Source organism: Roseateles sp. (genome assembly GCF_036404855.1).
Classification (GTDB): domain Bacteria; phylum Pseudomonadota; class Gammaproteobacteria; order Burkholderiales; family Burkholderiaceae_C; genus Pelomonas.
This window is the reverse complement of record NZ_DASWYS010000065.1, coordinates 1-13,016: the sequence shown is the minus strand read 5'-3', so window position 1 is coordinate 13,016 and position 13,016 is coordinate 1. Positions and strand designations below refer to the sequence as shown.

At 67.1% G+C, this 13,016-nt stretch carries 12 protein-coding genes; 11 read left to right on the top strand and 1 reads right to left on the bottom strand.

Annotated features, from left to right (window positions below; genetic code table 11):
- From paaK to paaZ, 9 genes are all read left to right on the top strand, one after another.
- Window positions 1-1,256, top strand: a 1,256-nt coding sequence (paaK, locus tag VGF12_RS04505) for a phenylacetate--CoA ligase PaaK (RefSeq protein ID WP_331174849.1), incomplete at its 5' end; no start/stop codon positions are given.
- A gap of 11 nt (window positions 1,257-1,267) precedes the next feature.
- Window positions 1,268-2,272: a 1,2-phenylacetyl-CoA epoxidase subunit PaaA gene (gene paaA, locus VGF12_RS04500; protein ID WP_331174848.1), complete on the top strand. Its 1,005-nt coding sequence runs from the start codon at window positions 1,268-1,270 to the stop codon at window positions 2,270-2,272.
- 11 nt (window positions 2,273-2,283) lie between these two features.
- Complete coding sequence (gene paaB / locus VGF12_RS04495; RefSeq protein WP_331174847.1) at window positions 2,284-2,577, top strand: 1,2-phenylacetyl-CoA epoxidase subunit PaaB; 294 nt, start codon at window positions 2,284-2,286, stop codon at window positions 2,575-2,577.
- 5 nt (window positions 2,578-2,582) lie between these two features.
- A complete protein-coding gene (gene paaC / locus VGF12_RS04490; protein ID WP_331174846.1) occupies window positions 2,583-3,347 on the top strand; it encodes a 1,2-phenylacetyl-CoA epoxidase subunit PaaC in 765 nt (254 codons plus the stop codon).
- Window positions 3,341-3,820, top strand: coding sequence for a 1,2-phenylacetyl-CoA epoxidase subunit PaaD (paaD, locus tag VGF12_RS04485; protein ID WP_414709996.1), 480 nt, complete (start codon window positions 3,341-3,343; stop codon window positions 3,818-3,820). The genes paaC and paaD overlap by 7 nt, the downstream gene beginning before the upstream one ends.
- 7 nt (window positions 3,821-3,827) lie before the next feature.
- Window positions 3,828-4,889 (top strand): 1,2-phenylacetyl-CoA epoxidase subunit PaaE, encoded by a 1,062-nt coding sequence (gene paaE / locus VGF12_RS04480; RefSeq protein WP_331174844.1) that lies wholly within the window; start codon window positions 3,828-3,830, stop codon window positions 4,887-4,889.
- A gap of 142 nt (window positions 4,890-5,031) precedes the next feature.
- Entirely contained in the window at window positions 5,032-5,649 is a 618-nt protein-coding gene (locus tag VGF12_RS04475) for a TetR/AcrR family transcriptional regulator (protein WP_331174843.1), read from the top strand.
- A 21-nt stretch (window positions 5,650-5,670) separates the two neighbouring features.
- Complete coding sequence (locus VGF12_RS04470) at window positions 5,671-6,816, top strand: ABC transporter substrate-binding protein (protein WP_331174842.1); 1,146 nt, start codon at window positions 5,671-5,673, stop codon at window positions 6,814-6,816.
- A gap of 124 nt (window positions 6,817-6,940) precedes the next feature.
- Window positions 6,941-8,989 (top strand): phenylacetic acid degradation bifunctional protein PaaZ, encoded by a 2,049-nt coding sequence (gene paaZ / locus VGF12_RS04465; protein WP_331174841.1) that lies wholly within the window; start codon window positions 6,941-6,943, stop codon window positions 8,987-8,989.
- A 21-nt stretch (window positions 8,990-9,010) separates the two neighbouring features.
- Here paaZ and VGF12_RS04460 read toward each other — a convergent pair whose 3' ends face one another.
- Window positions 9,011-9,733, bottom strand: coding sequence for a C40 family peptidase (locus VGF12_RS04460; RefSeq protein WP_331174840.1), 723 nt, complete (start codon window positions 9,731-9,733; stop codon window positions 9,011-9,013).
- Between the two features lie 237 nt (window positions 9,734-9,970).
- On the opposite strand from VGF12_RS04460, the gene VGF12_RS04455 reads away from it, so the two are divergent.
- Window positions 9,971-11,863 (top strand): propionate--CoA ligase, encoded by a 1,893-nt coding sequence (locus tag VGF12_RS04455; protein WP_331174839.1) that lies wholly within the window; start codon window positions 9,971-9,973, stop codon window positions 11,861-11,863.
- A 65-nt stretch (window positions 11,864-11,928) separates the two neighbouring features.
- Window positions 11,929-13,016: M3 family metallopeptidase (locus VGF12_RS04450; RefSeq protein WP_331174838.1), on the top strand; the 1,088-nt coding region annotated here is incomplete at its 3' end.

Here is a 13,016-nt window from a genome sequence, read left to right as displayed (position 1 = left end):
AAACCGCCAGCCGCGACGAGCTGCAGGCCCTGCAGCTCGAGCGCCTGCGCTGGAGCCTGCAGCACGCCTACGACAACGTGCCGCACTACAAAGCCAAGTTCGACGAGAAAGGCGTTCATCCGTCCGAACTGAAGACATTGGCCGACTTGGCCAAGTTCCCGTTCTCGACGAAGCACGACCTTCGCGCGAACTACCCCTTCGGCCTGTTCGCGATGCCCCGCGAGAAGCTGGCCCGCATCCATGCGTCGTCCGGCACCACGGGCAAGCCCACGGTGGTGGGCTACACGCTGAAGGACATCGACACCTGGGCCAACCTCGTCGCGCGTTCCATCCGTGCCGCTGGCGGCCGCGCAGGAGATCTCGTGCACGTGGCCTATGGCTACGGCCTTTTCACCGGCGGCCTGGGCGCGCACTACGGCGCCGAGCGGCTGGGCTGCACGGTCATCCCCATGAGCGGTGGCCAGACCGAGAAGCAGGTGCAACTGATCACGGACTTCAAGCCTGACATCATCATGGTCACGCCCAGCTACATGCAGGTGTTGATCGAGGAGTTCGCCCGCCAGGGGCTGGATGCGCGCGAGTCATCGCTGAAGGTGGGCATCTTCGGTGCCGAACCCTGGACCGAAGCCATGCGCAACGAGATCGAGGCTGGCGCCGGCATCGACGCGGTCGACATCTACGGACTTTCGGAGGTGATGGGTCCGGGTGTGGCCAGCGAATGCGTGGAGAGCAAGGACGGCCCGGCCATCTGGGAAGACCATTTCTACCCCGAGATCATCGACCCCGACACCGGCGAGGTGCTCCCCGACGGCGCCGAGGGCGAGCTGGTCTTCACGTCGCTGACCAAGGAAGCGATGCCCGTCATCCGCTACCGCACCCGTGACCTGACGCGCCTGCTGCCGCCCACGTCGCGGAGCATGCGCCGCATGGGCAAGATCGTCGGTCGCAGCGATGACATGCTCATCATTCGCGGCGTCAACCTGTTCCCCACGCAAGTGGAGGAACTGGTGCTCCAGGAGAAGGGCCTGGGTGGTCAGTACCAGCTCGTTGTCACGCGCGACGGTCACCTGGACGAACTGCTCATCCGCTGCGAGCTGGCGCTTGGTGCCGCCGACGATGGTATCGGTCGCCGTCTGGCCGAACGCATCAAGAACCTGATCGGCGTGACGGCGAGCATCCGGGTCGAGCCGAACAACTCCATCGAACGCACGCTGGTCGGCAAGGCCCGCCGTGTTGTGGACCAACGCAAGAAGTAAGGAACCCTGCCATGTACACCCAAGCCATGGATCTGATGGCGCGGGAAGCCAAGCCCAAGGTCGTCAAGAGCGCCGAGGAACTGGCCCGCGAGCAAGCCTTCGAAGCCCGCATCGATGCTGGTGACTTCATCGAGGCCAAGGACTGGATGCCCGAGCACTACCGCAAGACGCTGGTGCGCCAGATCAGCCAGCACGCGCACAGCGAGATCGTCGGCATGCTGCCCGAGGGCAACTGGATCACGCGCGCGCCCACGCTGAAGCGCAAGGCGATTCTGCTGGCCAAGGTGCAGGACGAGGGCGGTCACGGCCTCTATCTCTACGCCGCGGCCGAGACGCTGGGTACCAGCCGCGACGAGATGACGGATGCGCTGCTGTCCGGCAAGGCCAAGTACAGCTCCATCTTCAACTACCCCACGCTGACCTGGGCCGACATCGGCGTCATCGGCTGGCTGGTGGACGGTGCGGCCATCATGAACCAGGTGCCACTGTGCCGCTGCTCCTATGCGCCCTATGCGCGGGCCATGATCCGCGTCTGCCGCGAGGAGAGCTTCCACCAGCGTCAGGGCTACGAGAGCCTGCTGGTGATGATGCAGAAGGGCACGGACCAGCAGAAGGCCATGGTGCAGGACGCCGTGAACCGCTGGTGGTGGCCGTCGCTGATGATGTTCGGCCCGGCCGACAAGGATTCGCCCAACTCCGAGCAGAGCATCCGCTGGGGCATCAAGCGTGTCACCAACGACCAGCTGCGCCAGAAGTTCGTCGATGCGACCATCCCGCAGGCGGAGATCCTCGGTGTGACGGTGCCGGACCCGGCGCTGAAGTGGAACGCCGAGCGTGACAGCTATGACTTCGGCGACATCGATTGGAGCGAGTTCTGGCGTGTGGTGGGCGGCGAAGGTCCCTGCAACCGCGAGCGCCTGGCCGCCCGCAATAAGGCGTGGGATGAGGGTGCCTGGGTGCGCGACGCGGCCCTGGCCCATGCACGCAAGCAAGCCACGAAGGCGCAGGCCGCCTGAAGGATCACGACATGAGCAACACGCAAAACGAATGGCCGCTGTGGGAAGTCTTCGTCCGCAGCAAGGCGGGCCTGGACCACAAGCACTGCGGCAGCCTGCATGCGGCCGATTCGGCCATGGCCGTGCAGATGGCGCGCGACGTCTACACCCGTCGCCAGGAAGGCACCAGCATCTGGGTCGTGCGCTCGGAGCAGATCGTCGCCAGCGATCCGGCCGAAAAGGGAAGCCTGTTCGAGCCGGCCGACGACAAGGTCTATCGCCATCCGACGTTCTATGAACTGCCGGACGAACTGAACCACATGTGATCGTCATGGACGCCAAGACCACTTACGTCCTGCGCCTTGCGGACACCTGCCTCATCCACAGCCAGCGGCTGTCCGAATGGTCCGGCCACGCGCCCGTGCTGGAGGAGGATCTGGCGCTGTCCAACATCGCGCTGGACCTGCTGGGCCAGGCCCGCGCGCTGTTGACGCACGCGGGCCAGCTCGAAGGCGCCGGTCGAGACGAAGACCAGCTCGCCTTCCTGCGCGAGGAGCGCGATTACCTCAACATCGTCCTGGTCGAGCTGCCCAATGCAGCGGCCAGCCCCAGCGATGGCGCGGGCGGGCGCGACTTTGCGCTGACGACGCTGCGCAACGCTGCCCTTTCGATCTGGCTGGAACTGCTCTATGAGCGCTTGCAGGGCAGCGTGGACGGCGAACTGGCCGGCATCGCTGCCAAGTCGCTGAAGGAAGTTCGCTATCACCGCCAGCATGCCTCGGATTGGGTGGTGCGGCTGGGTGACGGCACGGACGAATCTCGTGCACGCATGCAGGCCGCGCTGGCCGTGCTGTGGCCTTACTTCAACGAGCTGTTTGCCTCAGACGGCGTGGACGGCGTCGGCCCGGCCTGGAAGGACCTGGAGCCCGAATGGCGCGCCCGCTGGGGCACACTGATGCAGGAGGCCACGCTTTCGCTGCCGCGTGACAGCGCGATGCAGCCGCGCGGCATCGACGGCATTCACAGCGAGCACATGGGGCACATGCTGGGCACCATGCAGTTCCTGCAGCGCACCTACCCCGGAGGCGTGTGGTGAACCTCGTGGACCTGGCCGCCGCTCGCGAGCGCCTGGCCGCCGTGCCCGACCCCGAGATCCCGGCGATCAGCCTGGTGGAGCTGGGCATCGTGCGTGATCTGCGCGAGACCGACGCGGGTCTGGAAGTGGTGCTGACGCCTACTTACAGCGGCTGCCCGGCTACCGAGCTGATCGCCGATGACGTGCGCGCGGCGCTGGCCGAGTTCGGCGACGTGACTGTCACGATGCAGCGCACGCCGGCCTGGACGACGGACTGGATCACGCCCGAGGGCCGCGAGAAGCTGCAGCACTACGGCATCGTGCCGCCGCAGTGCAGCGCCGATCAGGCCATCCGCATCGTGCCGAGATTGCGGTGCCCGCGCTGCGACGGCGCCAAGACGGAACAACTCTCCCGCTTCGGCTCCACCGCGTGCAAATCGACGTGGCGCTGCATCGAATGCGGCGAGCCTTTCGAATACTTCAAGCCGATCTGACCCGACGATGGCTCTGCACTTCCACCCCCTGCGCGTGACCTCGGTCGAGCGCGACACCGACGATGCGATGGTCGTCGGCTTCGAGGCGCCTGCCGAGGGCTTCGGCTTCGAGCCCGGCCAGTACCTGACGCTGCGCGCCAGCGTCGGGGGCAAGGAGCTGCGCCGCAGCTACTCCATCTGTTCCGACCGCCGCCTGCAGGTCGGCATCCGCCGCGTCGACGGTGGCGCCTTCTCCACCTGGGTGCATGAGCAGCTCAAGGCTGGCGACGTCATCGAGTCCTACCCGCCGCAGGGGCGCTTCGTGCTGCCGGCGGCCCGAGGCGAAGGCCGGCATGTGCTCTTCATCGCCGGTGGCTCGGGCATCACGCCCATCATCGCGCTGCTGACGGCGCTGCTGGAGCGCGAGCCCAGCGCCCGCGCGACGCTGATCTATGCCAACCGCCGCACCGCGTCGACGATGTTCAAGGAAGAACTCGAAGACTTGAAGAACCGTTTCATGACGCGGCTGTCGCTGCACCTGGTCTTCAGCCGCGAGGTCGTGGACGCGCCGCTGTACGGCGGTCGTCTGGATGCCGGCAAGCTCAGCGTCTTTCTGTCCGGTCCGGTGCCGGCCGCCAGCGTGGACGAGGTGTTTGTCTGCGGGCCCTTCGAGATGAACGACCAGGCCGAGGCTGCACTGCGCGGCGCGGGTGTGCCGGCCGAGCGCATCCATGTCGAGCGTTTCGGCACGCCGGAGACGTTGAGCGGCCGGCCGGTGCCGCACGAGGTCAAGCCCGGCGACGCACCCCAGGCGCGCGTGACCGTCATCCGCGACGGCTTGTCGCGGGAGATCGAGTTCCATGCCAGTGACCCCAGCCTGCTGGATGCCGCTGCACGTGAAGGCATGGACGTGCCGTTCTCGTGCAAGAGCGGCGTCTGCTCCACCTGTCGCTGCAAGCTTGTCGAGGGCGAGGTGCGCATGGACAAGAACTTCGCGCTGGACAAGGACGAAGTCGCGGCCGGCTTCATCCTGAGCTGCCAGGCCCACCCGCTGACCGAGCGTGTGGTGATCAGCTTCGATGAACGCTGAAACAATGCGCCCCTCGTCCAAGGACTACCTTGGCCGGTCCCCCGAGGGGACGGCGACGCTTGCGGCATTGAGCCGCAGGCGCTTCGTCAGCGCGGGGCGGCCTGGGTGCGGCCCGGCGCCCGGCCCGCATTGATCGACTGAAATGGCCAGAAAACGCGCCCCCGGATTTGAAGCCCAACGCGAAGACATCCTCGCTGCTGCCGCCCGGCTGTTCGCCGAGCAGGGCTTCAGCGCCACGTCCATGAACCAGGTCGCCGAGGCCTGTGGAGTGGCGAAGCCAACGCTGTACCACTACTTCCAGGACAAACAGGAGCTGCTGGCGCAGATCTGCGACAGCCACGTCCATGCGCTGCTGACGCTGGTGGACGAGGTCAAGGCGCGCCAGTTGGAGCCCGATGCGCACCTCCGCGCGCTGATCGAGCGCTTCACGCGAGCCTACGCCGATGCCCAGGCCCAGCACCGCGTCCTGACCAGCGAGATCAAGTTCCTGGTCGACGCCGAGCGCGAACGCCTGCTGGACGTGGAGCGGCGCGTCGTGGGCGAGTTCGCCACGGCCCTGTGCCGCGTCAGGCCCGAGTTGCGCGATGCCAAACTGCACAAGCCGTTGACCATGCTGCTTTTTGGCATGATCAACTGGACCTTCACTTGGCTGCGTCCCGATGGCGAGTTGTCGCACGAGTCGCTCGCAGCCCTGGTCAGTGACCTGTTCTTCGGCGGTCTCGGCGCAGTGCAACTGCGCCAGCCCGCCCTCATTCAATAACCCACCGAGGAGACGACCCCCATGAAGCAATTCAAGCAACTCGCCCTGGCCCTGGCCGCCACGTTGAGCCTGGCCGCCCAAGCCGACATCAATGTCGGCGTCACGGTCTCGGCCACCGGTCCAGCAGCCTCTCTGGGCATTCCGGAGAAGAACACCATTGCGCTGATGCCGACGACCATCGCCGGCCAGAAGGTCAACTACATCGTGCTGGACGACGCCTCCGACACGACCACGGCGGTCGCCAACACGCGCAAGTTCATCACCGAGAACAAGGTCGACATCGTCATCGGCTCCACCGTCACGCCCAACTCGCTGGCAATGATCGACGCAGTGTCCGAGTCCGGCACGCCCATGATCTCCATGGCCGCATCGGCTCGCATCGTCGAGCCCATGGACGCGAAGAAGAAGTGGGTCTTCAAGACGCCGCAGAACGACATCATGATGACGCTGGCCATCATGACCCACATGGCCGACAACGGCGCCAAGACAGTGGGCTTCATCGGCTTTGCCGACGCCTACGGTGAAGGCTGGTGGGGCGAGTTCCAGAAGATCGCTGCGACCAAGAAGCTCAACATCGTCGCCAGCGAGCGCTACAACCGCACGGACACGTCGGTCACTGGCCAGGTGCTCAAGCTCGTCGCCGCCCGGCCTGACGCCATCCTGATCGCCGGCTCCGGCACGCCCGCCGCGCTGCCGCAGAAGGCTTTGAAGGAGCGCGGCTACGCCGGCAAGATCTACCAGACGCATGGCGTCGCCAACAACGATTTCCTGCGCGTGGGCGGCAAGGATGTTGAAGGCACGTTGCTGCCGTCCGGTCCGGTCCTGGTGGCCTCGCAGCTGCCCGCCGACCATCCGGTGAAGAAGAGCGCGATGGACTACATCACCAAGTACGAGGCCGCCAACGGCAAGGGCTCCGTGTCCACCTTCGGCGGCCACGCCTGGGACGCCGGACTGCTGCTCGCCGCCGCCGCGCCCGAGGCGCTGAAGAAGGCCCAGCCAGGTACGCCCGCCTTCCGCGCCGCGCTGCGCGACGCGCTGGAGAACGTGAAGAACGTCGCCGGCGCGCACGGCGTGTTCAACATGTCCCCGCAGGACCACCTGGGCCTGGACCAGCGCGCCCGCGTGATGGTGACGATCGAGAACGGCGCCTGGAAGTTGATCAAGTAACACCCCCCGTCGCGCTTTGCGCGTCCCCTGAATTGGGGGCGGCTGCCAGTGGACCGGCCAGGCCGGCTCCACGGCGGTCGCTGGATGAACGGCTGACGCTGCGCGCGGCCTTGAGGACAGAGAGATGGCAGTTCCCACACTTCAGAGCTTTATCGCCGGCCGCTGGGTCGGCGAGCGCGCAGCCAAGCCGCTCGCGAGCGCAATCAACGGCCGCGTCGTCGCCAACACGCACGAGGAGGGGCTGGACTTCGCCGAAGCCATGACGTATGCGCGCGGCACGGCGCTACCCGGCCTGCTGCGCACGCACTTCCAGGATCGGGCTCGCGTGCTGAAGGCGCTGGCGAATTACCTGATGGAACGCAAGGAAGTCCTGTACGCGATCAGTGCCCACACCGGCTCGACGCGCAGCGACTCCTGGATCGACATCGAGGGCGGCATCGGGACGCTGTTCGCGTACGCCTCCATCGGTGGCAAGGACCTGCCCAGCAGCAACGTGCTGCACGAAGGCCCGCCCATGCGGCTGGGACCCAACAACCACTTCATCGGCAGCCACGTGCTGGTGCCCAAGCGCGGCGTGGCGCTGCACATCAACGCGTTCAACTTCCCGATGTGGGGGATGCTTGAGAAGTTCGCGCCCAGCTTCCTGGCGGGCATGCCATGCCTGGTCAAGCCCGCAACGGCGACCAGCTATGTCGCCGAGGCCTGCGTGCGTCTGATCGTCGAGTCGGGCCTGGTGCCGGCCGGCGCGCTGCAGCTCATCATCGGCGGCACGGGCGACCTGTTCGAGCGACTGGACGAGGCGGATGTCGTCACCTTCACCGGCAGCGCCGACACCGCGCTGATGTTGAAGGCTCACCCCAACCTGCTGAAGAAGAGCATCCCGTTCAATGCCGAGGCCGACAGCCTGAACTGCGCCATCCTGGCGCCGGACGTGACGCCGGACGACCCGGAGTTCGACCTTTTCATCAAGGAGGTCTCGCGCGAGATGACGGCCAAGGCTGGACAGAAGTGCACGGCCATCCGCCGCACTATCGTGCCGGCCCGGCTGGTCGACGCAGTCGCCACCGCCTTGAAGGCACGCCTGTCCAAGACGGTGGTGGGCGACCCCGCTGTCGAGGGGGTCCGCATGGGCGCACTGGCCAGCAAGGCCCAGCAGGCCGACGTGGCCGAGCGGGTGGCGTTGCTGGCGAAGAACTGCGAGCTGCTGCTGTCCGAGCGTGACGGTTTCTCGCCCAAGGGCGAGGGCGTCGCGGAAGGGGCCTTCTTCGCGCCCACGCTGTTGTTGGCGCGCGATTCGGCGGCCAGCGATGCTCACCACGTCGAAGCCTTCGGCCCCGTGACGACGCTGATGCCCTACGGTGACTTCGAGGAGGCCCTGCATCTGGCGACCTTGGGGCGCGGCAGCCTTGTCGGCACCGTCTGTACCAAGACGCCGGCGCTGGCTGCCCAAGCGGTGCCGACCTTTGCCGCCTGGCATGGTCGCATGCTGGTGCTGGACCGCGAAGCCGCGCTGGAGAACACCGGCCATGGCTCGCCGCTGCCCAAGCTCAAGCATGGCGGCCCTGGCCGCGCGGGCGGGGGTGAGGAACTCGGTGGCTTGCGCGCCGTGAAGCACTACCTGCAGCGCTGCGCAGTGCAAGGCTCGCCGACGATGATCTCGGCCGTCACCGGCGAGTACCAGCGCGGTGGTGCCGTCACCGAGAGCGAGATTCATCCGTTCCGCCGCTACTTCGAAGACGTCGAGGTCGGCATGAGCCTGCTGACTCATCGCCGCACGGTGGGCGAGGCCGACATCGTCGCGTTCGGCGGCCTGTCGGGCGATTACTTCTACATGCACTTCGACGAGGTCGCGGCCAAAGAATCGCCGTTCGGCCAGCGCATCGCGCATGGCTACTTCGTGCTGTCGGCTGCGGCCGGTCTGTTCGTGAGTCCGGCCCCCGGCCCGGTGCTGGCCAACTATGGCCTTGAGAATTTGCGCTTCGTGACGCCTGTGGCCATCGGGGACACCATCCAGGCGCGCCTGACCGCCAAGCGCAAGATCGACCGCCCGCCGCGTGACGACCAGCCCGCGCAGGGCGTCATCGGGTGGGACGTTGCCGTGACCAACCAGCGTGGCGAGCTGTGCGCGAGCTATGAAATCCTGACGCTGGTGGCCAAGCGGGTCGCGGGCTGAGGCCCGCGGCGCCTTGACCGGTCAGTGCGGGCCGGTCGCTTCCGCTGCCGCCTTCAGGTCGGCGCGGCGGGCGCCGGTGAAGCGCTTGGCCCAGTAGGAGTCGCGCATGTCCTCCACGCGCACGGCACTGCCGGTGCGCGGGGCATGGATGAACTTGCCCTCGCCGACGTAGATGCCCACATGGCTGAAGGTGCGCCGCATCGTGTTGAAGAACACGAGGTCGCCGGGCTTGAGTTCGTCGCGGCGGATTGCAGCCAGGCTGCTGTCCCTGGCCTGCTCGTCGGCGCGGCGCGGCAGCACCAAGCCCACGCTCATCTCGAAGATGTGGCGCGTGAAGCCGCTGCAATCGAAGCCGTTCTCGACCGAATTGCCACCCAGCTTGTAGCGCACACCGAGGAAGTTCATCGCCGACAGCACGAGCTCGGAAGCCGTGTCGCGCACGCTGGCCAGCAGGCGAGATGACCCGCTGGGTTCGGCGCCGCCGTTCAGCAGGCCGCGCTCGCTGAGGAAGCGGCTGACGGCGTCCTGGGTCGGCCCATGCTTGGCGGCCATCGCCGGTTGGGCGGCGACCTTGTCCGCGGCCGCCTGCTGCTGTTGCAGGCTCTGACCGTATGCGCCCGTCATCGTGCCTGGCGGCGGCGTCGTCGCGGCATGGGCCACGCCCTGCGCATGCGCGGCGCAACCGGCTGCCAGCAGGCAGGCGGAGGCAAGGCGCTTCAGCAGGGCAACGGGGGCCAGGGACATTCGGGGCGGGAAATGGGATCAGGGGCGGACCGCAAGCGGTCGCGATAGCGGGAACGGGACAGCGGCGCGGAGGTTAGAGAGGGCATCCGACACCGTCAATCAAAGCGGACGTAAAGCCCACCATTTTCAGGGCAAACCCCGGCTTCGTCGGGCGAGAACTCGGTAGTAACCCTGGATTTTGTCACGGATGCCACGGGGTCAGACTGACGTCAGTGGCTGCTGCGCACACTGGCTGACATGACGCAGACCTATGCCGACTTCCACCAGCGCTCGCTGACCGAGCGTGACGCCTTCTGGGCCGAACAGGCCCGTCGCATCGACTGGCAGACGCCGCCGCAGCAGATCTGCGACACCAGCCGCCCGCCGTTCGCGGGCTGGTTTGTCGGCGGCACGACCAATCTCTGCCACAACGCCGTGGACCGCCATGCCGCGGCGCGGCCTCAGGACGCCGCGCTGATCTGGGTGTCCACCGAGGTCGGGCAGGAGGTGGTCTACAGCTTTGCGCAGCTGCAGGCCGAGGTCGAGACCATGGCTGCCATCCTGATCGACCAGGGCGTGGGTCAGGGCGACCGCGTGCTGATCTACATGCCCATGATCCCGGAGGCGGCCTTTGCGATGCTGGCCTGTGCCCGCATCGGAGCCATCCACTCGGTGGTCTTCGGCGGATTTGCGTCGGTGAGCCTGGCGAGTCGCATCGACGACGCGGCGCCCAAGCTCATTGTCAGTGCCGACGCAGGCAGCCGTGGCGGCAAGGTCGTGCCCTACAAGCCGCTGCTGGACGAGGCGATCTCGCTGGCCGTCCAGAAGCCGGCAAAGGTGCTGATGGTCGACCGCGGCCTCGCCGCGTTCACGCCGGTCGAGGGGCGGGACCTGGACTACGCAGCGCTGCGCAGCCATCACGCCGGTGCCCGCGTGCCGGTCACCTGGCTGGAGTCCAACAGCATCAGCTACACGCTGTACACGAGCGGAACGACGGGCAAGCCTAAGGGGGTGCAGCGTGACGTGGGCGGCTACGCGGTAGCTCTGGCCGCCAGCATGGACTACATCTTCGGCGGCAAGCCTGGCGAGACCTATTTCTCCACCAGCGACATCGGCTGGGTCGTGGGCCACAGCTACATCATCTACGGGCCGCTGATCGCCGGCATGGCCACGCTGATGTACGAAGGCCTGCCGGTGAACCCTGACGCTGCCGTCTGGTGGAGCCTGGTCGAGAAGTACAAGGTCACCGTGATGTTCAGCGCACCGACCGCGGTGCGCGTGCTGAAGAAGCACGACCCGGCCTTGCTCAAGCGCCACGACCTGTCTTCTCTGCGTGCGCTGTTCCTGGCCGGCGAGCCCTTGGACGAGCCCACCGGCCGCTGGATCGCCGACGCCCTGGGTGTGCCGATCATCGACAACTACTGGCAGACCGAGACCGGCTGGCCGCTGCTGACGGTGGCCAACCACATCCCCGGCGTCGCGCCGGTGCCCACCCGGTTCGGCTCGCCGGGGCTTCCCATGTACGGCTACGACGTGAAGCTGCTCGACGAGCAGACGGGCGAGCCATTGACCGGCGCCAACCAAAAAGGCGTGCTCGCCATCGAGCACCCGCTGCCGCCGGGCTGCTTGCAGACCGTCTGGGGTGACGACGAACGGTTCGTGCGCACCTACTGGAGCAGCGTGCCGGGTCGGCAGGTGTATTCCACCTTCGACTGGGGGCTGCGAGACGAGGACGGCTACACCTTCATCCTCGGCCGCACCGACGACGTCATCAACGTGGCCGGGCATCGACTGGGCACGCGGGAGATCGAGGAGAGCATCTCCAGCCATGCCGCCGTGGCCGAGGTGGCGGTGGTGGGCGTGGCGGACTCGCTCAAGGGCCAGGTGGCCATCGCCTTCGCGGTGCTGCGCGATCCCGCCCAGGCCAGCCTGGCGCTGGAGGGCGAGATCATGAAGCACGTCGACGGGCAGCTCGGCGCCGTGGCCCGCCCGGCGCGGGTGCACTTCGTCGGCGTGCTTCCCAAGACTCGCTCCGGCAAGCTGCTGCGCCGGGCCTTGCAGGCCGTGGCCGAAGGCCGGGATCCGGGGGACTTGACGACGCTGGATGATCCTAACGCTCTCGCCCAGGTGAAAACCCTGCTGCAGAAATAGGGGCGTGCCGAACGGCGGAACGCGGCAGGACCGAGAGAATCGCGCCCTTCCCACAAGGAGACGCGATGAAGCACGTCCTGACCACCCTTGCCGCCTTGGCGCTGACCGCCGTTGCCGCCCAGGCCCAGCCCAAGCTGCCGGCCCCGAACTTTCCGACCTTCAGCTCCCCCGCTGATGTGCAGACCCGCTGCGACGACGGGCTCAAGGGCGCCAGGCAACGCGTCACCGCGCTGGAGAAGCGCAAGGTCGACGCCGGCTGGCTGGCCGCCTACGACAACCTGGTGGTCTTCCTCGAAGATCACCAGGGTCCCAACGACTTCATCCTGAATGTCCATGCCGACAAGGCCATCCGCGACGCGGCCCAGGCCTGCTCGCTGCGCTGGGCCGACTTTGGTTCCAGCCTGGGCCAGAACGAGAAGGTCTACCGAGCGCTGCAGAAGGCTCCCAAGAAGGACGGCATCGATGCCGAATTCGTGCGCCTGGCCTCGGGCCAGTTCGAGGACAGCGGCGTCGCCCTGCCCAAGGCCAAGCGCGAGCGCGCCAAGCAGATCCTGGACAAGCTGACCGAGCTGGACCAGCAGTTCAACAAGAACATTCGCGATGCCGGCACCCGCGTGGCCTTCACCGAGGCCGAGTTGAAGGGGGTGCCTGAGAGCGTGTGGTCCAAGGCCAAGCGCGACGACCAGGGCCGCATCCTGCTAGGCGTGGACTACCCGAGCTACGTGCCCGTCATGCGCCTGGCCGAGAGCGGCGAAGCACGCCAGCGCATGTGGCTGGCCAAGACCAACGAAGGCGGCCAGGCCAACCTCGACCTGCTGGCGCAGATCGTCACGCTGCGTGGCGAGTACGCCAAGCTCTTCGGCTTCGACAACTATGTCGACTTCAACCTGCGCCGCCGCATGGCCAAGGACGGCGCGACGGCCACGCGCTTTCTCGACGCCGTGACCGGCGCCGTCAACGAGCGCGAGAAGGCCGAGCTGCAGGAGCTCCGCGCCGCCAAGGCCCAGCACGTCGGCGCGCCGCTTGAGCAGACCAAGGTCGAGCGCTGGGATGCCACCTTCTACAGCGAGCGCGTCAAGCTGCAGAAGTTCAGCGTCGACCAGAACGCCTTCCGCTCCTATTTCCCGCCGCAGGCCAGCCTGGATTTCGCGCT